Raw genomic sequence first — 19,347 nt, 5'->3', positions numbered from 1 at the left:
CCCGGCCTTTTTTATTGGATGCTGTTCGGAAGCCAGCAGTCAGCCTGCAAGCCGCCTTCCGCACGATTGCCCAACGCCAGGCGGCCATGGTGAAGTTGAACAATCCGCTGCACAATGTTCAGACCCAGTCCGCTACCGCCATAGCGCTGATCCATACGCCTGAAGGGTTCCGTGATTTGTTGAAGATATTCGTCTTTAATGCCCGGGCCGCTGTCGGCCACGCTCAAGAGCGTTCCACCCTCTTTTTCCGTCAATGTTACATGAATTTCGCCTTTTTCCGGGCTATAGCGGGAGGCATTTTCCAGCAGATTACGCAACATTAAACGCAGCAGCACGGCATCACCCTGCACGGTCAGAGTGGATGCTGCAGGCCAGATTAGCTTTTGCGAACGCTGTGCCGCCAACTCTTCCATTTCCATTTTAAGCGGCGCCATGATGTCGTCACTCCAGACCAGTGTATTGTAATGCCCGCTGGCCAGAGCTTGCCCGGCGCGCGAAAGCATCAGGAGCTGTTCAATGGTATGCATAAGCTGGTCGATACGTGTTAGCAGCATCGGGGCCTGCGCTACCCCATTTTTTACCATCAATTCCAGATGTAACCTGAGACCAGCAAGCGGTGTTCTCAGTTCATGGGCCGCATCGGCAGTGAATAAGCGCTCCTGTTGAATCGTATGATCCAGCCGGCCAAGCAGCTGGTTGAGGGAATTGGTTACGGCCACCATTTCGTCCATGTCGGAAAACATAGGCAGGGGAGTGAGGTTGTCGGCTGAGCGGTTAGCCAGGCTTGAACGCAGCTGATTCAGCGGGCGGGTTATCCAGGTAATTGCCCAGAAAGAGAAAAACAGCGTAAAGGCAACCATGACCAGAGAAGGCACCAACAGGGAAGCAATCGCTTCACGAATCTCTTTTTCGACCTGCTGGTTTCGGGCTTTTGCGGAGAGCGTTTCACTCACTAAAAAACCAATCTGCTCACGGCTCTCATGCCACAGCCAGACAACGCTAATCAACTGGAAGAAAAGAAGAATAAGCGCCAGCAGGATCATCAGGCGCCGGCGCATGCTGCTCATGAGCGGCTTTCCAGCCGGTAGCCAACGCCGCGCACGGTTTTGATTCTGTCTTTGCCTAATTTTCGGCGTAGGTTGTGAATGTGTACTTCAAGGGTGTTGGAGCCGGGATCGTCCTGCCAGCTGTAAATATCCTGCTGTAGCGTTTCACGGTGGACCGTCTGGCCGATTCGCATCATCAGGCGTGTCAGAAGAGCGAACTCTTTGGGCGTAATTTCTACAGCCTGATTGGCGAGCAGCACCTGCTGAGTCTGCAAATTGAGGGTTAAATCGTCTTCCTGAAGCAGATTGTCGCTGTGTCCCTGGTAGCGACGGATCAGCGCTCTCGCACGCGCCTGCAGTTCTGCAAGCGCAAAAGGCTTAACCAGATAATCATCCGCGCCGGAGTCCAGACCATTTACTCTGTCTTCAAGCGCGTCACGAGCCGTCAGGATAAGCACCGGATTTTTTACCCCACGCCGACGCCATTGACTCAACAGCGTGGCACCGTCTTTGTCCGGAAGCCCCAGGTCGAGAATGATCAGGCTGTATTCACCGCTTTGCAGCAAGGCATCAGCCTCCGCAGCCGTCGCGGCGCAGTCCAGCGCGTAGCCTTCCCCACCTAACGCCAGCGCAAGACCTTCCTGTAACAGTAAATCGTCTTCAACAATAAGCAGTTTCATAACTAGTTATTCTGGTAAATGTCTTTGTAAAGCCGGCTTTCGAAGCGCACTAACGGGATGCGGCGATTACGCTGGTCCGCTGGTTCAACGGCATAACCAGAGAGATACTGCACAAAGGCCATGCGCTGCCCGCTTGCCGTGGTGATGAAGCCAGCCAGATTATAAACACCCTGCAATGAACCCGTTTTCGCCGACACTTTCCCATCCACGCCAGCCTGATGTAGGCCGGCACGATACTGCAGAGAGCCATCGTAGCCCGCGAGCGGCAGCATAGAGATAAAGTTTAGCTGATTATCGTTCTGCGCGATGTATTGCAGCACCTGCATCATTGTGGCCGGTGAAATCAGGTTATGACGCGAAAGGCCTGAACCATCGACGACAATACTGTTCCCCAAATCTACGCCCGCTTTTTGGCGCAATATCTGGCGTACAGCATCAGAACCTGCCCGCCAGGTGCCAGGAACACCCAGCCGGTTATGTCCGATGGTCCTGAATACGGTATCGGCAATCATGTTGTCGGATTTCTTGAGCATGATTTTAAGCAGGTCATGCAACGGGGCTGACTGTTTGCTGGCTATCACCGTGCCCGGTTCGTTGGGTTGAGTCTGGCGCAGTAGTGTTCCGCTATAGCTGATCCCTGCCTGCTTCAGTTCATCTTTAATGATGGCACCTGCATAGCTTGCACCATCCTGAATGGCAAAGGCTAAGGGCAGCGGATCGGCACGTTGTGTAAGGCAGCCGGTAAGCGTATAGCGGTTGAGATCGCCCGGGACAACATCCAGTTCGCAGTATTGAGCGTCAGGAGAACCTTTGGCCAGCGTTCTGACCTGACTAAACATCACGACCGGATAGTACGAAGCAATGCGGATATAGGCTAAATCGTCAGCTTTTGGCGCACTGTATAAGGAAATAGAGAAGCAGTTACGGTCCACGATGGCGGCGGCGGGTGGTGCGCTGAAGCACTGTGTCATGTCGTTCCACGGCCAGCCCGGTGCTTTATCGTGGCTGGCGAAAATAGACGTGTCGACCAGCACGTTGCCCTTAATCTGTTGGACGCCCGCTTTTTTTAATTCGGCAACCATGTTGCGAATATCCTGACGCTTTAGCGTAGGATCTCCGCCGAAACGAGCGATAAGATCGCCGTTAAGTACGCCATTATCGATTTGAGCACGGCTTTCCAGCGTGGTGGTAAAACGAAAATCCGGGCCCAACTGAAGGAGTGCCGCTAGCGCCGTAATCACTTTCTGCGTACTGGCAGGCAGAGCCATTTGTTGGCTGTGATAATCAATGAACGGGCTTGTCGCACCGACTTTTTGTACCATCAGCGCCAGGTTCGCCCCGTCAGGCAACTGGGAGGTGTACTCTTCAACGTTCGCAGCCTGAACATTGATGGCTACGGCAGCGGTCAACCCAATGACAAATCTCAAAAATCGCATAATCTCGCGGTAACGGCCTGGAAACGTGACCGCCATACTACGGTGCATTATGGTGCAAAGTAAACGATGACCCTCAGGGAACTCCAGGGTAAAATACCGGTCAATTTGAAAACTGTTACTGACCTGGAGTCATTACCCCGGGTCGGTTTTCTTTTATTTGTTGCCGGAGAGACTTGCGTTACCGGCCATGCTCTTAAGCCAGCACGGTGTTTACCCTGCTGCAGAGGACTGATTTTAAGAGGTATAACAAATGCAACCTATTCCGATGACCTTACGTGGCGCTGAACAACTCCGCGAAGAACTGGATTTCCTGAAGTCCGTTCGTCGCCCTGAAATCATTGCTGCGATTGCTGAAGCTCGCGAGCATGGCGATCTGAAAGAAAACGCTGAATATCATGCCGCGCGTGAGCAACAGGGCTTTTGCGAAGGCCGCATCCAGGATATCGAAGCGAAGCTTTCTAATGCTCAGGTGATCGACGTCACAAGAATGCCAAATAACGGCCGTGTGATCTTTGGTACTACCGTAACAGTATTGAACCTGGACAGTGATGAAGAGCTTACTTATCGCATCGTTGGCGACGATGAGGCTGATTTTAAAAAGAATCTTATTTCTGTAAACTCGCCTATTGCTCGCGGTCTTGTGGGCAAGGAATGCGACGATGTTGTCGTAATTCGCACGCCGGGCGGTGATGTCGAATTCGAAATCTTAAAAGTAGAATATTTGTAATTTTTACTACGCTGGCTAAAGGGTTGGCGTATTGTAAAGAAAAGAAAAAGGCCGCATAGCGGCCTTTTATCAACGAACATAGCGTGGCATTTTGCACACCTCTGCTTATTTCGGCAGAGAAATCTTACGCTCTTTAGAAGGGCGGTAGAGCACCAGCGTTTTACCGATGACCTGTACATTACAGGCGCCGGTTTCCCGCACGATGGCATCCACAATTAAGGTTTTGGTTTCGCGATCTTCCGTTGCGATCTTCACCTTGATTAATTCATGGTGCTCAAGCGCTTGTTCAATCTCGGCCAGTACCCCTTCGGTCAAACCATTATTGCCAAGCATAACCACCGGCTTGAGCGGATGGGCCAGACCTTTTAGGTGCTGTTTTTGTTTAGTACTCAGATTCATCGTATTTTTTGCTTACGTTGGGATTGAAAACGGTTCATTCTACCGCCATCTCCAGTGTATCGCCAAATCGGCTGTGCTGATTGTTAGTTAGCCTGCTATTCACGATGAACAAAGTTGGATATTGAGATGACAGGTAAGAAGCGTTCTGCCAGCTCCAGTCGCTGGCTGCAGGAACACTTTAGCGATAAATATGTTCAACAGGCACAGAAAAAGGGGTTGCGGTCCCGTGCCTGGTTTAAACTTGATGAAATACAGCAAAGTGACAAACTTTTTAAGCCAGGAATGACTATTGTTGATCTTGGTGCTGCACCCGGCGGGTGGTCACAATATGTCGTGACGCAAATCGGGAATCAGGGGCGAATCATCGCTTGCGATCTTTTACCAATGGATCCTATCGTTGGTGTGGACTTCCTTCAGGGCGATTTTCGTGATGAATTAGTCGTCAAGGCCCTGCTGGAACGTGTTGGTGACAGTAAAGTGCAGGTTGTCATGTCAGATATGGCGCCAAACATGAGCGGGACACCGGCAGTCGATATTCCCCGCGCTATGTACTTGGTTGAACTGGCACTGGAAATGTGTCGGGACGTGCTGGCGCCGGGCGGTAGTTTTGTAGTGAAAGTGTTTCAGGGCGAAGGTTTCGATGAATACCTGCGAGAAATTCGCTCCCTGTTTACGACGGTTAAAGTTCGTAAACCGGACTCTTCTCGTGCCCGCTCACGTGAAGTGTACATTGTAGCGACCGGGCGCAAACTATAGTACCCTGACGCTGTTTGTTAACACAGTTGTAATATGAGGTTAATCCCTTGAGTGACATGGCGAAAAACCTAATACTCTGGCTGGTCATTGCCGTTGTGCTAATGTCTGTATTCCAGAGCTTTGGGCCCAGCGAGTCAAATGGCCGTAGGGTGGATTACTCCACTTTCCTGTCTGAAGTTAATCAGGACCAGGTTCGCGAAGCGCGCATCAACGGACGTGAAATCAACGTTACCAAGAAAGATAGTAACCGATACACGACTTACATCCCCGTTAATGATCCCAAGCTGCTTGATAATCTGATTACCAAGAACGTGAAAGTTGTGGGCGAACCGCCTGAAGAGCAGAGTCTGCTGGCAACTATCTTCATTTCCTGGTTCCCAATGCTGCTGCTTATTGGGGTCTGGATCTTCTTTATGCGTCAAATGCAGGGCGGCGGTGGCAAAGGTGCCATGTCGTTCGGTAAGAGCAAGGCGCGCATGCTAACGGAAGACCAAATCAAAACCACCTTTGCGGACGTCGCTGGCTGTGATGAAGCGAAAGAAGAGGTGGGTGAGCTGGTTGAATACCTCCGTGAGCCGAGCCGCTTCCAGAAACTGGGCGGTAAAATCCCGAAAGGCGTCTTGATGGTCGGCCCTCCGGGTACGGGTAAAACGCTGTTGGCAAAAGCGATTGCTGGCGAAGCGAAAGTACCGTTCTTCACAATTTCCGGTTCTGACTTTGTTGAAATGTTCGTTGGTGTTGGTGCATCCCGTGTGCGTGACATGTTCGAACAGGCCAAAAAAGCGGCACCTTGTATTATCTTCATCGATGAAATCGATGCCGTAGGTCGTCAGCGTGGTGCTGGTCTGGGCGGTGGTCACGACGAACGTGAGCAAACCCTGAACCAAATGCTGGTTGAGATGGATGGCTTTGAAGGTAATGAAGGGATCATCGTTATTGCGGCAACTAACCGTCCTGACGTGCTTGACCCTGCGTTGCTACGTCCTGGCCGTTTCGACCGTCAGGTTGTCGTCGGTCTGCCAGATGTTCGTGGCCGTGAGCAAATCTTGAAAGTTCATATGCGTCGCGTACCGCTTGCACCGGACATCGATGCCGCAATTATCGCTCGTGGTACACCTGGCTTCTCTGGTGCCGATTTGGCTAACCTGGTAAACGAAGCTGCGCTGTTTGCTGCTCGCGGTAACAAGCGTGTGGTGTCGATGGTTGAATTCGAGAAAGCGAAAGACAAAATCATGATGGGGGCAGAACGCCGCTCCATGGTGATGACGGAAGCGCAGAAAGAATCGACCGCTTATCACGAAGCAGGCCATGCGATTATCGGTCGCCTGGTACCGGAGCACGATCCGGTCCATAAGGTAACGATTATTCCTCGTGGCCGCGCGCTGGGTGTGACCTTCTTCCTGCCTGAAGGCGACGCAATTAGCGCCAGCCGTCAGAAACTGGAAAGTCAGATTTCCACGCTGTATGGCGGCCGTCTGGCTGAAGAGATTATCTACGGGGCAGAACATGTTTCTACCGGTGCGTCGAACGACATCAAAGTAGCGACTAACCTGGCTCGTAACATGGTGACTCAGTGGGGCTTCTCCGACAAACTTGGCCCGCTGCTGTATGCGGAAGAAGACGGTGAAGTATTCCTGGGCCGTTCAGTGGCAAAAGCGAAGCATATGTCTGATGAGACTGCGCGTATCATCGATCAGGAAGTTAAATCCCTGATTGAACGCAACTATGCCCGTGCTCGCCAGTTGCTGAATGAGAACATGGATATTCTGCACACCATGAAAGACGCATTGATGAAGTATGAAACCATCGATGCCCCGCAGATTGACGACCTGATGGCGCGCCGTGAAGTTCGCCCGCCAGCGGGTTGGGAAGATGCGAGCAAAAACAGCAATAACTCTGACAACAACGGTACCCCGAATGCGCCACGTCCGGTTGATGAACCACGTACGCCAAATCCGGGCAACACGATGTCTGAGCAACTGGGCGACAAATAAGACGCTCACGGAGATGTTTTTGCAGTAATCTATAAACCCCGGGCCTGCCCCGGGGTTTTTGTTTTTGTACAGCCTAAGACGAACGCAAAGGAAGAAGAATGAAACTCACCGCGCAAGGCTCCACGCTGGATCTCTCGCATCCTCACGTCATGGGGATTTTAAACGTCACGCCGGACTCCTTTTCCGACGGTGGTCAGCACAATTCCCTGGTTGAGGCCCTCAAGCATGCAAATGCGATGATCAATGCCGGGGCGACAATCATCGATGTTGGCGGAGAGTCAACCCGGCCTGGCGCGGCAGAGGTGAGCACAGAAGAAGAACTTGAGCGCGTTATTCCGGTGGTCGAAGCGATTGCTCAACGGTTTGAAGTCTGGGTCTCAGTGGATACATCAAAAGCCGAAGTTATTCGCGAATCTGCACGAGTAGGGGCGCATCTTATCAACGATATTCGTTCCTTAACGGAGCCAGGTGCGCTAGCTGCCGCTGCGGAAACGGGGCTCCCTGTTTGCCTGATGCATATGCAGGGCGAACCGAAAACGATGCAACAGGCACCACAGTACGATGACGTATTTGCCGATGTGAATCGCTTTTTTGTGGAGCACATTGCCCGCTGTGAAGCCGCAGGGATTTCAAAAGATAAATTGCTGCTCGACCCGGGCTTTGGTTTCGGTAAGAATCTCTCCCACAATTATCAGTTATTGGCTCGCCTTTCGGAATTTCATCACTACGGTATGCCGCTACTGGTAGGCATGTCCCGTAAATCGATGGTCGGGCAACTGCTTAATGTTGGCCCGGATCAGCGCCTGAGCGGTAGCCTTGCCTGCGCGGTGATTGCTGCGATGCAGGGGGCTCAAATTCTTCGCGTTCATGACGTAAAAGAGACTGTTGAAGCTATGCGCGTGGTCGAAGCTACGCTTTCAGTGAAGGAAAACAAATACTATGAGTAACCGTAAATATTTTGGCACCGATGGTATCCGTGGTCGCGTGGGCGATGCACCTATTACCCCTGATTTTGTTCTGAAGCTTGGCTGGGCTGCGGGTAAAGTCCTGGCTCGTCATGGTTCGCGTAAGATTATTATCGGTAAGGACACGCGTATTTCCGGCTACATGCTGGAATCTGCACTGGAAGCAGGTCTGGCTGCAGCCGGGTTGTCTGCTTCATTTACTGGTCCAATGCCTACGCCTGCAGTTGCTTATTTAACTCGTACATTCCGCGCTGAAGCCGGGATTGTTATCTCCGCCTCACACAACCCGTTCTATGATAACGGTATAAAATTCTTCTCGATCGACGGGACTAAACTGCCGGATGAGGTCGAAGAAGCTATTGAAGCGGAGATGGAAAAAGAGATCACCTGTGTGGATTCGGCGGAGTTGGGTAAAGCCAGCCGTATTGTCGATGCAGCAGGGCGCTATATTGAATTCTGCAAAGGCACGTTCCCAAACGAACTGAGCCTTAATGGCCTTAAAATCGTCGTAGACTGCGCCAACGGCGCGACTTACCACATTGCCCCGAATGTATTGCGTGAACTGGGTGCAAAAGTCATTGCCATCGGCTGTGAGCCGGATGGGGTGAATATTAATGAAAAATGCGGTGCGACCGATGTGCGTATGCTGCAAGAGCGCGTGCTGGCGGAAAAAGCCGATCTAGGCATCGCGTTTGACGGCGACGGCGACCGGGTAATTATGGTGGATAACCAGGGCCTTAAAGTCGATGGCGATCAGATCCTTTATATCGTTGCCCGGGAAGGATTACGTCAGGGGCAGCTTCGCGGCGGTGCCGTGGGTACGCTAATGAGCAATATGGGACTTGAAGTCGCGCTGAAGCAGTTGGGTATTCCTTTTGCCCGCGCGAAAGTTGGCGACCGCTATGTTCTGGAAAAACTGCAGGAGAAAGGCTGGCGAATTGGGGCTGAAAACTCCGGTCACGTCATTCTGCTGGACCAAACCACCACCGGTGACGGCATAGTCGCAGGTTTGCAAGTGCTTACCGCAATGGTTCGTAACCATATGAGCCTGCACGATCTCTGCAGCGGAATGAAATTGTTCCCGCAGATTCTGGTTAACGTTCGCTTTACCGCAGGCAGCGGCGATCCGCTTGAAAACGAAGAGGTCAAGCGCGTTACGGCTGAAGTGGAAGCTGCATTGGGCAGCCGTGGCCGGGTGTTGCTGCGTAAATCCGGAACGGAGCCACTCATTCGCGTGATGGTCGAGGGTGAAGATGAAGCCCAGGTTACCGCGTTTGCTCATCAGATCGCAGACGCAGTGAAGGCCGTTTAATATTTTTTCTTCGCAAACTGATTGAAAAGGCGGCAGTTGCCGCCTGTTTCTTTGGTGGAAATTACTTGTTTGCTGTTTTTTTCCGCAGTCAGTGCATTGTTAATAAATTGCCCTTGCGCACCAGTCTGGCTTTGGTTAGTATTCTCACCCGCTTCAGTGGGTAATGACAAACGTATCCGCTTAACTGGTTTGAAGCAATTGGCGTGCGGTAACCCCGCAAGGAACAGGTTGATTATGTACGAAGCTCTTTTGGTTGTTTTCCTTATTGTAGCGTTGGGCCTTGTCGGTCTTATCATGCTGCAGCAAGGTAAAGGCGCTGATATGGGAGCCTCCTTCGGAGCAGGCGCTTCCGCTACGTTATTCGGTTCAAGTGGTTCTGGTAACTTCATGACCCGCATGACCGGTGTGCTCGCAACGTTGTTCTTTATTCTGAGCCTGGTTCTGGGTAACCTCAGCACCAACAAAACCAGTAAAGTAAGCGAGTGGGAAAATTTAAGTCAGCCAGCACAAACTGAGCAGACTGCGCCAGCGGCACCTACCAAGCCGAGCAGCGATATCCCGCAGTAAGTTTGTCAGCTTCAATGCGGTGACATGAAGGTTACCGTGTTCAAAGAGTGCCGAGGTGGTGGAATTGGTAGACACGCTACCTTGAGGTGGTAGTGCCCGATTGGGCTTACGGGTTCAAGTCCCGTCCTCGGTACCAAATCCTAGCAATTCTTGCATTTAATGCAATTCTGGCGTAGTATTTGCCACGTTTTCGGACGCGGGGTGGAGCAGCTTGGTAGCTCGTCGGGCTCATAACCCGAAGGTCGTCGGTTCAAATCCGGCCCCCGCAACCACTTTCCCTGAGAGTTCTTTTTCAAATATACTGTGAACACCAGTTTCGGTGCCTTCGCGAAGAATTTAGAAAAAAATTCTCCTGGACGGTGTCCGGGCCGCAGTTGCGGCATACAGGGTTCAGTTATATAAAGCCCCGATTTATCGGGGTTTTTTGTTATCTGACTTTAGAATAACTGGGCTATATGCCCTTTTTTTATGTCTTGGGGGTGGGCTTGTCCACATTAGAGCAAAAATTAACAGAGATGATTTCAGCACCGGTCGAAGCACTGGGCTATGAACTTGTAGGCATCGAATTCGTTCGGGGCCGCACGTCTACGCTGCGCATCTATATTGATAGTGAAGATGGCATCAATGTTGATGATTGTGCTGATGTCAGTCACCAGGTCAGTGCCGTACTGGATGTCGAAGATCCCATCACCGTGGCCTATAACCTGGAAGTGTCCTCACCTGGCCTCGATCGCCCAATGTTCACCGCAGAACACTACGTTCGTTTTACCGGCGAAGAAGTGAGCATTGTATTGCGTATGGCTGTGCAAAACCGCCGCAAATGGCAGGGTATTATTAAAGCCGTAGACGGTGAGATGATCACGGTAACGGTCGAAGGAAAAGACGAAGTGTTCGCGCTGAGCAACATCCAGAAAGCGAACCTGGTACCCCACTTTTAATAGTTTGGATTGAGGTGAAAACCCAGGATGAACAAAGAAATTTTGGCTGTTGTTGAAGCAGTTTCCAACGAAAAAGCGCTGCCGCGAGAGAAGATTTTCGAAGCGCTGGAAAGTGCGCTGGCAACGGCGACCAAGAAAAAATACGAGCAAGAAATTGACGTTCGCGTTGAGATCGATCGCAAAAGCGGTGATTTCGATACCTTCCGCCGTTGGGTTATCGTTGAAGAAGTCACTCAACCTACGCGTGAAATCACTCTCGAAGCGGCTCAGTTTGAAGATCCGGCTCTCGGCCTCGGCGATTACGTTGAAGACGAAATTGAGTCCGTCACCTTTGACCGTATCACCACTCAAACGGCGAAGCAGGTTATCGTGCAGAAGGTTCGCGAAGCCGAACGTGCGATGGTAGTAGATCAGTTCCGCGATCAGGAAGGTGAGATTGTTACCGGTGTAGTGAAAAAAGTTAACCGCGACAATATCTCCCTTGAACTGAAATCGGAAGGCATGTCCGGCAACGCTGAAGCTGTGATTCTGCGTGAAGATATGCTGCCACGTGAAAACTTCCGCCCAGGCGACCGCATTCGCGGCGTGCTTTACGCAGTACGTCCTGAAGCTCGCGGTGCGCAGTTGTTCGTTAGCCGTTCCAAACCTGAAATGCTGATCGAACTGTTCCGCATTGAAGTGCCGGAAATCGGTGAAGAAGTTATCGAAATTAAAGCCGCCGCACGCGATCCGGGCTCTCGGGCCAAAATCGCCGTGAAAACAAACGACAAACGTATCGACCCGGTCGGTGCTTGCGTTGGTATGCGCGGTGCGCGCGTTCAGGCGGTTTCTACTGAGTTAGGCGGTGAGCGTATTGATATCGTGCTGTGGGACGACAACCCGGCGCAGTTTGTTATCAACGCAATGGCACCGGCCGACGTAGCATCCATTGTTGTCGACGAAGACAAACATACGATGGATATCGCGGTAGAGGCAGGCAACCTGGCACAGGCCATTGGCCGTAACGGTCAGAACGTTCGCCTGGCATCACAGCTGAGCGGCTGGGAACTCAACGTTATGACCGTTGATGACCTGCAGGCTAAACATCAGGCTGAAGCGCATGCGGCTATTGATACCTTTACCAAATACCTCGATATTGACGAGGATTTCGCCACCGTGTTGGTCGAAGAAGGTTTCTCCACGCTTGAAGAACTGGCCTATGTGCCAATGAAAGAGCTGCTGGAAATCGACGGCCTTGATGAAGATACCGTGGAAGCATTACGCGATCGCGCTAAAAACGCGCTCACCACACTGGCTCTGGCACAAGAAGAGAGCCTTGGCGATAAAAAACCTACTGAGGATCTGCTGAACCTCGAAGGGATGGATCGCCCGCTGGCCTTTAAACTGGCTGCTCGTGGTGTTAGCTCGCTGGAAGACCTTGCCGAGCAAGGTGTTGACGACCTGTCTGATATCGAAGGCTTAACGGATGAGAAAGCCGGCGAGTTGATCATGGCAGCGCGTAACATTTGCTGGTTTGGCGGCGAAGCGTAATAAACTGTAGCAGGAAGGAACAGCATGACAGATGTAACCGTAAAAGCGCTGGCCGCAGAGATTCAGACCTCCGTGGACCGCCTGGTACAGCAATTTGCTGACGCAGGGATCCCGAAGTCTGCTGATGACTCCGTTTCGGCGCAAGAGAAACAAACGCTGCTGGCACACCTGAACCACGAACATGGTTCAGGCCCAGACAAGTTGACTTTACAGCGCAAAACGCGCAGTACTTTAAACATTCCAGGTACCGGTGGGAAAAGTAAATCGGTACAAATCGAAGTCCGCAAGAAGCGCACCTTTGTGAAACGTGATCCGCAAGAGGCAGAACGCCTTGCTGCGGAAGAACAGGCGCAGCGTGAAGCGGAAGAGCAAGCCCAGCGTGAGGCAGAGGAAGCTGCCAAACGTGCGGCACAAGAAAAAGCTAAGCGTGAAGCTGAAGAACAAGCTAAGCGCGAAGCCGCTGATAAAGCGAAACGTGAAGCTGCGGAAAAAGACAAAGTGAGCAATCAACAAACTGATGAAATGACGAAAGCCGCCCACGCCGAGAAGTCTCGCCGTGAAGCGGAAGCTGCTGAACTGAAGCGTAAAGCTGAAGAAGAAGCCCGTCGCAAACTCGAAGAAGATGCCCGTCGCGTGGCGGAAGAAGCCCGTAAAATGGCTGAAGCTAACGCTGGCGTTTGGGAAGAGCAGGAGAAGGTAGAAGACGATAAGTCTGACTATCACGTCACCACTTCCCAGCACGCTCGTCAGGCAGAAGACGAAAACGATCGTGAAGTTGAAGGCGGCCGTGGTCGTGGTCGTACTGCAGCTAAAGCGCCGCGTCAGAAAAAAGCTGGCGGTAAGCACGGCGAGTCTAAAGCTGACCGTGAAGAAGCTCGTGCAGCCGTTCGCGGTGGCAAAGGTAAGCGTAAGCCAAGCAGCCTGCAGCAGGGCTTCACCAAGCCAGCACAGGCCGTTAACCGTGACGTTGTGATTGGTGAAACCATCAGCGTTGCTGAACTGGCTAACAAAATGGCCGTTAAAGGCTCTCAGGTCATCAAAGCGATGATGAAGCTGGGCGCAATGGCGACCATCAACCAGGTTATCGATCAAGAAACCGCTCAGCTGGTTGCTGAAGAGATGGGCCACAAAGTTATCCTGCGTCGTGAGAACGAGCTGGAAGAAGCGGTAATGAGCGACCGTGACACCGGCGCTGCGGCAGAAACCCGTGCACCGGTTGTGACCATCATGGGTCACGTTGACCACGGTAAAACTTCTCTGCTGGACTACATCCGTTCTACTAAAGTTGCCTCCGGCGAAGCGGGTGGTATTACCCAGCACATCGGTGCTTACCACGTAGAAACCGACAACGGAATGGTTACCTTCCTGGATACCCCAGGTCACGCAGCATTTACTTCTATGCGTGCTCGTGGTGCTCAGGCAACGGATATCGTTGTTCTGGTTGTTGCTGCCGATGATGGCGTAATGCCACAGACTATCGAAGCTATCCAGCACGCAAAAGCGGCGCAGGTACCGGTAGTTGTCGCGGTGAACAAAATCGATAAGCCAGAAGCGGATCCGGATCGCGTTAAAAACGAACTGTCCCAGTATGGCATCATGCCGGAAGAGTGGGGCGGCGAAAGCCAGTTCATCCACGTTTCTGCAAAAGCCGGTACCGGTATCGACGACCTGCTGGATGCAATCCTGCTGCAGGCCGAAGTTCTGGAGCTGAAAGCTGTCCGTAAAGGTATGGCAAGCGGCGTGGTCATCGAATCCTTCCTGGATAAAGGCCGTGGTCCGGTTGCTACCGTTCTGGTACGTGAAGGTACCCTGAACAAAGGCGATATCGTTCTGTGTGGCTTCGAATATGGCCGCGTGCGTGCGATGCGTGACGAGATGGGGCGTGAAGTGACCGAAGCGGGTCCTTCTATTCCAGTTGAGATCCTCGGCCTGTCCGGCGTGCCTGCCGCGGGTGACGAAGTGACCGTTGTTCGTGACGAGAAGAAAGCTCGTGAAGTTGCTCTGTATCGTCAGGGTAAATTCCGTGAAGTGAAACTGGCTCGTCAGCAGAAATCCAAACTGGAAAACATGTTCGCCAACATGACCGAAGGCGAAGTGTCTGAAGTGAACATCGTGCTGAAGGCAGACGTTCAGGGTTCTGTGGAAGCAATCAGCGACTCCCTGCTGAAACTGTCTACCGATGAAGTTAAAGTTAAAATCATCGGTTCCGGCGTGGGTGGGATCACCGAAACTGACGCAACGCTGGCTGCAGCATCCAACGCCATTCTGGTTGGCTTCAACGTCCGTGCTGATGCGTCTGCGCGCCGCGTGATTGAAGCAGAAAGCCTGGATCTGCGTTACTACTCCGTCATCTATAACCTGATCGACGAAGTGAAAGCGGCGATGAGCGGTATGCTGTCTCCAGAGCTGAAACAGCAGATCATCGGCCTGGCTGAAGTTCGTGATGTCTTCAAATCACCGAAGTTTGGCGCGATTGCTGGCTGTATGGTTACCGAAGGTGTGGTGAAACGTCACAACCCAATCCGCGTACTGCGCGACAACGTGGTTATCTATGAAGGTGAGCTGGAATCCCTGCGCCGCTTCAAAGATGACGCAAGCGAAGTCCGTAACGGTATGGAATGTGGTATCGGCGTTAAGAACTACAACGACGTGCGCGTGGGCGATATGATCGAAGTCTTCGAAATTATCGAGATCAAGCGTACCATCTCCTGATAGCCGTACCGCATCAACTATCTTAGGGGGGCCGTGTGCCCCCCGTTTTGTCTGGAGAAATTATTATGGCGAAAGAATTTGGTCGCCCGCAGCGCGTTTCTCAGGAATTGCAGAAAGAAATTGCCATTATCCTGCAGCGTGAAATTAAAGACCCGCGTCTGGGCATGATGACCACCGTTTCTGGTGTTGAAGTCTCCCGTGACCTGGCGTATGCCAAAGTATTTGTGACCTTCCTGAACGACAAAGACGAAGATGCCATCAAAGAAGGCATCAAAGTTCTGCAGGACGCGTCGGGCTATATCCGAACTTTAGTTGGCAAGGCAATGCGTCTGCGCATCGTGCCTGAGCTGACCTTCTTCTACGATAACTCGCTGGTTGAAGGGATGCGCATGTCTAACCTGGTTTCCAATGTCATCCGTCATGATGACGAGCGTCGCGTGAATACGGACGACAGCAAGGAGGATTGATGAGTCGTCCTCGTCGTCGCGGTCGTGATATTCATGGTGTACTGTTGCTCGATAAGCCTCAGGGCCTTTCGTCCAACGACGCACTGCAAAAAGTAAAACGTCTTTATAACGCGAACCGCGCGGGTCATACCGGGGCGCTGGATCCGCTGGCGACCGGTATGCTGCCGATTTGCCTTGGTGAAGCAACGAAGTTCTCCCAGTACCTGCTGGACTCCGACAAACGTTATCGCGTGATTGCCAAACTTGGGCAGCGCACGGACACGTCAGATGCCGACGGCATTGTGGTTCAGGAGCGCCCGGTTAACTTTAGCACCGAGCAGCTTGCTGCCGCGCTGGAGAGCTTCCGCGGGGATACCGAGCAGGTTCCATCGATGTACTCTGCGCTTAAGCATCAGGGTAAGCCCCTGTACGAATACGCGCGCGCGGGGATTGAGGTTGAACGTGAAGCTCGCCCAATCACGGTGTACGAGCTGTTGTTTATTCGCCATGAAGGGGATGAACTGGAGCTGGAAGTCCATTGCTCTAAGGGAACGTACATTCGTACAATCGTTGACGATCTCGGTGAAAAACTTGGCTGTGGGGCGCATGTTATCTTCCTGCGTCGTCTGGCTGTAAGTAAATATCCGATTGAGCGGATGGTCACTCTGGAGCAGCTTAATGAGCTGGTAGAACAGGCACATCGGCAGGAGCGCGAGCCAGCGGAAATGCTGGATCCGCTGCTGATGCCGATGGACAGCCCAGCCTCCGATTTCCCGCTGGTGAATTTGCTGCCTGAAGTTGCCGTCTACTTTAAAAACGGTAATCCAGTTCGGGTGGCAGGCGTTCAGGCCGAAGGGTTGGTGCGCGTCACCGAAGGCGAAGAGAAGAAATTCATCGGTATGGGTGAAATCGATGGCGAGGGCCGGGTTGCTCCGCGTCGTCTGGTCGTCGAATATCCCGTCTGACTTTTGCCGCTACCTTGCGGTAAAAGGGCGCTACAGGTAAAATAGCGCGGCTTAACGGCTGGCCGATTGTTTAACAAACGGTTCAGACGTGCACTGGGGTTGCTGAATTAGAGATCGGCACCCTGTTTATTTATCTATAATGTTGGAGTTGAAAATGTCTCTAAGCGTTGAAGCTAAAGCTAAAATCGTTTCCGAGTTTGGTCGTGGTACTAACGACAGCGGTTCTACCGAAGTTCAGGTTGCACTGCTGACTGCACAGATTAACCACCTGCAGGGTCACTTTGCAGAGCACAAAAAAGATCACCACAGCCGTCGTGGTCTGCTGCGTATGGTTTCTCAGCGTCGTAAACTGCTCGACTACCTGAAACGTAAAGATGTAGCACGTTACACTGGCCTGATCGAGCGCCTGGGTCTGCGTCGCTAGTTCTTGCGAGTTTCAGAAAAAGGGGCCTGTAAGGGCCCCTTTTTTCAACCAGACGGCAGCAATTCTATGGAAACTAATGTATTGTTGCTGAGTGTGATCTTTATTGCAGAGGTTCGCGCGGCTAATGAGAGGCTTTACCCGTCAGAGCGGGTTAGGATTGTCATTAGTCGCGAGGATGCGATGAAGGTCGGGTACCAACGGCGGCGCGTGAAGCCACGTGCTGCCCGTCATTTTAAAGGATCTTATTTTGCTGAATCCGATCGTTCGTAAATTCCAGTATGGCCAGCATACGGTCACGCTTGAAACCGGCATGATGGCTCGCCAGGCTACCGCTGCTGTAATGGTAAGCATGGATGACACCGCGGTATTCGTTACCGTTGTTGGCCAGAAAAAAGCCAAGCCAGGCCAGGACTTCTTCCCGCTGACCGTTAACTATCAGGAGCGTACCTACGCTGCTGGTCGTATCCCAGGTAGCTTCTTCCGTCGTGAAGGCCGTCCAAGCGAAGGCGAAACCCTGATTGCGCGTCTGATTGACCGCCCGGTTCGCCCGCTGTTCCCTGAAGGTTTCGTCAACGAAGTGCAGGTTATCGCCACCGTTGTCTCCGTTAACCCGCAGGTTCACCCTGATATCGTAGCCATGATCGGTGCTTCTGCAGCACTGAGCCTGTCCGGTATTCCGTTTAACGGCCCAATCGGTGCCGCTCGTGTGGGTTACATCAATGACCAGTACGTGCTGAACCCGACCGCTGAAGAACTGAAAACCAGCAAGCTGGATCTGGTTGTTGCCGGTACCGAAAGCGCAGTGCTGATGGTTGAATCCGAAGCTGAACTGCTGAGCGAAGACCAGATGCTGGGTGCCGTTGTCTTCGGTCACGATCAGCAGCAGGTTGTTATCAAAGAAATCAACGCGCTGGTTGCCGAAGCCGGCAAACCACGTTGGGACTGGCAGCCTGAAGCGGTAAACGAAGCGCTGAATGCGCGCGTTGCCGCACTGGCTGAATCCCGTCTGAGCGATGCTTACCGCATCACTGAGAAGCAAGAGCGTTATGCACAGGTTGACGTCATCAAAGCTGACGTTATCGCGACGCTGACCGCAGAAGACGAATCTCTGGATGCCGCTGAACTGTCTGACATTCTGCACGCTATCGAGAAAAACGTTGTTCGTAGCCGTATCCTGGCTGGTGAACTGCGCATCGATGGCCGCGAAAAAGACATGATTCGTGGTCTGGACGTGCGTACTGGTGTTCTGCCGCGCACTCACGGTTCTGCACTGTTCACTCGTGGTGAAACTCAGGCGCTGGTTACCGCCACGCTGGGTACTGCACGTGACGCACAGACGCTGGACGAGCTGATGGGCGAGCGCACTGACAGCTTCCTGTTCCACTACAACTTCCCTCCGTACTCCGTAGGCGAGACCGGGATGGTAGGTTCGCCTAAGCGTCGTGAAATTGGTCACGGCCGTCTGGCGAAGCGTGGCGTTCTGGCCGTTATGCCAGAAGCTGACAAATTCCCGTACACCGTTCGTGTGGTTTCTGAAATCACCGAATCTAACGGTTCTTCTTCCATGGCCTCTGTGTGCGGTGCATCTCTGGCACTGATGGACGCTGGTGTGCCAATCAAAGCCGCCGTTGCGGGCATCGCGATGGGCCTGGTGAAAGAAGGCGACAACTTTGTTGTTCTGTCCGACATTCTGGGTGACGAAGATCACCTGGGTGACATGGACTTCAAAGTAGCCGGTAGCCGTGAAGGTATCTCTGCGCTGCAGATGGATATCAAAATCGAAGGTATCACCCGCGAAATCATGCAGGTGGCTCTGAACCAGGCTAAGGGTGCGCGTCTGCACATTCTGGGCGTGATGGAGCAGGCTATCGACGCACCGCGTGGCGATATTTCTGAGTTCGCACCACGTATTCACACCATTAAAATCAACCCAGACAAGATCAAAGACGTGATCGGTAAGGGTGGGGCTGTGATTCGTGCGCTGACTGAAGAAACCGGCACCACCATCGAAATCGAAGATGACGGTACCGTTAAAATCGCAGCGACCGACGGCGACAAAGCGAAACACGCTATCCGTCGTATCGAAGAGATCACCGCGGAAATCGAAGTGGGCCGTATCTATAACGGTAAAGTCACTCGTATCGTTGATTTCGGTGCGTTTGTTGCTATCGGCGGCGGTAAAGAAGGTCTGGTTCACATCTCTCAAATCGCCGACAAGCGCGTAGAGAAAGTGACTGACTATCTGCAGATGGGTCAGGAAGTTCCGGTGAAAGTACTGGAAGTTGACCGTCAGGGCCGCGTCCGTTTAAGCATTAAAGAAGCAACCGAGCAGTCTCCGGCAGAAGGTGCAGCACCAGCCGCGCCAGAAGCTGAGTAAGGTTTGCCAATTAAGCTCTCCATGGTGACATGGAGAGCTGTTTGTTACGGGACAGGATGTCTCGTTTGCAGCC

At 52.5% G+C, this 19,347-nt stretch carries 18 protein-coding genes and 2 tRNA genes; 15 read left to right on the top strand and 5 right to left on the bottom strand.

Features of this window, described 5'->3' with window-relative positions; translation table 11 throughout:
- Positions 1-11: 11 nt before the first annotated feature.
- Genes pmrB through dacB form a run of 3 tightly spaced genes read right to left on the bottom strand, consistent with a single transcriptional unit; the run spans position 12 to position 3,162 of the window.
- Positions 12-1,067 carry a two-component system sensor histidine kinase PmrB gene (gene pmrB / locus A936_RS03805; RefSeq protein ID WP_008454806.1) on the bottom strand — a complete coding sequence of 352 codons (1,056 nt, stop codon included), beginning with the start codon at positions 1,065-1,067 and terminating at the stop codon, positions 12-14.
- A complete protein-coding gene (gene pmrA / locus A936_RS03800; RefSeq protein ID WP_008454804.1) occupies positions 1,064-1,726 on the bottom strand; it encodes a two-component system response regulator PmrA in 663 nt (220 codons plus the stop codon). Before pmrA ends, pmrB begins: the two co-directional genes overlap by 4 nt.
- Before the next feature lie 2 nt (positions 1,727-1,728).
- Positions 1,729-3,162 carry a serine-type D-Ala-D-Ala carboxypeptidase gene (dacB, locus tag A936_RS03795; RefSeq protein ID WP_008454802.1) on the bottom strand — a complete coding sequence of 478 codons (1,434 nt, stop codon included), beginning with the start codon at positions 3,160-3,162 and terminating at the stop codon, positions 1,729-1,731.
- A 250-nt stretch (positions 3,163-3,412) separates the two neighbouring features.
- On the opposite strand from dacB, the gene greA reads away from it, so the two are divergent.
- Positions 3,413-3,889, top strand: a complete 477-nt coding sequence (gene greA / locus A936_RS03790; protein ID WP_008454799.1) for a transcription elongation factor GreA — start codon at positions 3,413-3,415, stop codon at positions 3,887-3,889.
- A 105-nt stretch (positions 3,890-3,994) separates the two neighbouring features.
- Here the strand turns inward: greA and yhbY are convergent, their stop codons facing one another.
- On the bottom strand, positions 3,995-4,288 hold the full coding sequence (gene yhbY, locus A936_RS03785) for a ribosome assembly RNA-binding protein YhbY (RefSeq protein WP_008454796.1): 294 nt from the start codon (positions 4,286-4,288) through the stop codon (positions 3,995-3,997).
- A 126-nt stretch (positions 4,289-4,414) separates the two neighbouring features.
- On the opposite strand from yhbY, the gene rlmE reads away from it, so the two are divergent.
- The 4 genes from rlmE to glmM all read left to right on the top strand — a co-directional run bounded on the left by rlmE (position 4,415) and on the right by glmM (position 9,315).
- Complete coding sequence (gene rlmE / locus A936_RS03780) at positions 4,415-5,044, top strand: 23S rRNA (uridine(2552)-2'-O)-methyltransferase RlmE (protein ID WP_008454794.1); 630 nt, start codon at positions 4,415-4,417, stop codon at positions 5,042-5,044.
- Between the two features lie 56 nt (positions 5,045-5,100).
- Positions 5,101-7,038, top strand: a complete 1,938-nt coding sequence (gene ftsH / locus A936_RS03775) for an ATP-dependent zinc metalloprotease FtsH (protein WP_008454792.1) — start codon at positions 5,101-5,103, stop codon at positions 7,036-7,038.
- Between the two features lie 98 nt (positions 7,039-7,136).
- Positions 7,137-7,985, top strand: coding sequence for a dihydropteroate synthase (folP, locus tag A936_RS03770; RefSeq protein WP_008454791.1), 849 nt, complete (start codon positions 7,137-7,139; stop codon positions 7,983-7,985).
- Entirely contained in the window at positions 7,978-9,315 is a 1,338-nt protein-coding gene (gene glmM, locus A936_RS03765; protein ID WP_008454789.1) for a phosphoglucosamine mutase, read from the top strand. Before folP ends, glmM begins: the two co-directional genes overlap by 8 nt.
- Here the strand turns inward: glmM and A936_RS23395 are convergent.
- A complete protein-coding gene (locus A936_RS23395; protein WP_157141373.1) occupies positions 9,312-9,485 on the bottom strand; it encodes a hypothetical protein in 174 nt (57 codons plus the stop codon). The genes glmM and A936_RS23395 overlap by 4 nt on opposite strands.
- 64 nt (positions 9,486-9,549) lie before the next feature.
- Here A936_RS23395 and secG point away from each other — a divergent pair, with 64 nt between their 5' ends.
- The 10 genes from secG to pnp all read left to right on the top strand — a co-directional run bounded on the left by secG (position 9,550) and on the right by pnp (position 19,274).
- Positions 9,550-9,882: a preprotein translocase subunit SecG gene (gene secG, locus A936_RS03760; protein WP_008454787.1), complete on the top strand. Its 333-nt coding sequence runs from the start codon at positions 9,550-9,552 to the stop codon at positions 9,880-9,882.
- A 49-nt stretch (positions 9,883-9,931) separates the two neighbouring features.
- Positions 9,932-10,018, top strand: a tRNA-Leu gene (locus A936_RS03755).
- A 59-nt stretch (positions 10,019-10,077) separates the two neighbouring features.
- Positions 10,078-10,154, top strand: a tRNA-Met gene (locus A936_RS03750).
- 213 nt (positions 10,155-10,367) lie between these two features.
- Positions 10,368-10,820: a ribosome maturation factor RimP gene (gene rimP / locus A936_RS03745; RefSeq protein ID WP_008454786.1), complete on the top strand. Its 453-nt coding sequence runs from the start codon at positions 10,368-10,370 to the stop codon at positions 10,818-10,820.
- Positions 10,821-10,847: 27 nt separating this feature from the next.
- Positions 10,848-12,350 (top strand): transcription termination factor NusA, encoded by a 1,503-nt coding sequence (gene nusA / locus A936_RS03740; protein WP_008454785.1) that lies wholly within the window; start codon positions 10,848-10,850, stop codon positions 12,348-12,350.
- 24 nt (positions 12,351-12,374) lie between these two features.
- Positions 12,375-15,062, top strand: coding sequence for a translation initiation factor IF-2 (gene infB / locus A936_RS03735; protein ID WP_008454784.1), 2,688 nt, complete (start codon positions 12,375-12,377; stop codon positions 15,060-15,062).
- 65 nt (positions 15,063-15,127) lie between these two features.
- The gene (gene rbfA / locus A936_RS03730) at positions 15,128-15,529 is read left to right on the top strand and encodes a 30S ribosome-binding factor RbfA (protein ID WP_008454782.1); all 402 of its coding nucleotides are present in this window, start codon (positions 15,128-15,130) and stop codon (positions 15,527-15,529) included.
- Positions 15,529-16,473: a tRNA pseudouridine(55) synthase TruB gene (truB, locus tag A936_RS03725; RefSeq protein ID WP_008454781.1), complete on the top strand. Its 945-nt coding sequence runs from the start codon at positions 15,529-15,531 to the stop codon at positions 16,471-16,473. The genes rbfA and truB overlap by 1 nt, the downstream gene beginning before the upstream one ends.
- 154 nt (positions 16,474-16,627) lie before the next feature.
- Positions 16,628-16,897, top strand: a complete 270-nt coding sequence (gene rpsO, locus A936_RS03720) for a 30S ribosomal protein S15 (protein ID WP_008454776.1) — start codon at positions 16,628-16,630, stop codon at positions 16,895-16,897.
- Positions 16,898-17,144: 247 nt separating this feature from the next.
- Entirely contained in the window at positions 17,145-19,274 is a 2,130-nt protein-coding gene (gene pnp / locus A936_RS03715; protein WP_008454773.1) for a polyribonucleotide nucleotidyltransferase, read from the top strand.
- The last annotated feature ends 73 nt before the right edge of the window (positions 19,275-19,347 follow it).

The organism is Enterobacter sp. Ag1 (assembly GCA_000277545.1).
Taxonomy (GTDB): Bacteria; Pseudomonadota; Gammaproteobacteria; order Enterobacterales; family Enterobacteriaceae; genus Cedecea.
This window is presented reverse-complemented; position numbering and strand designations above follow the sequence as displayed.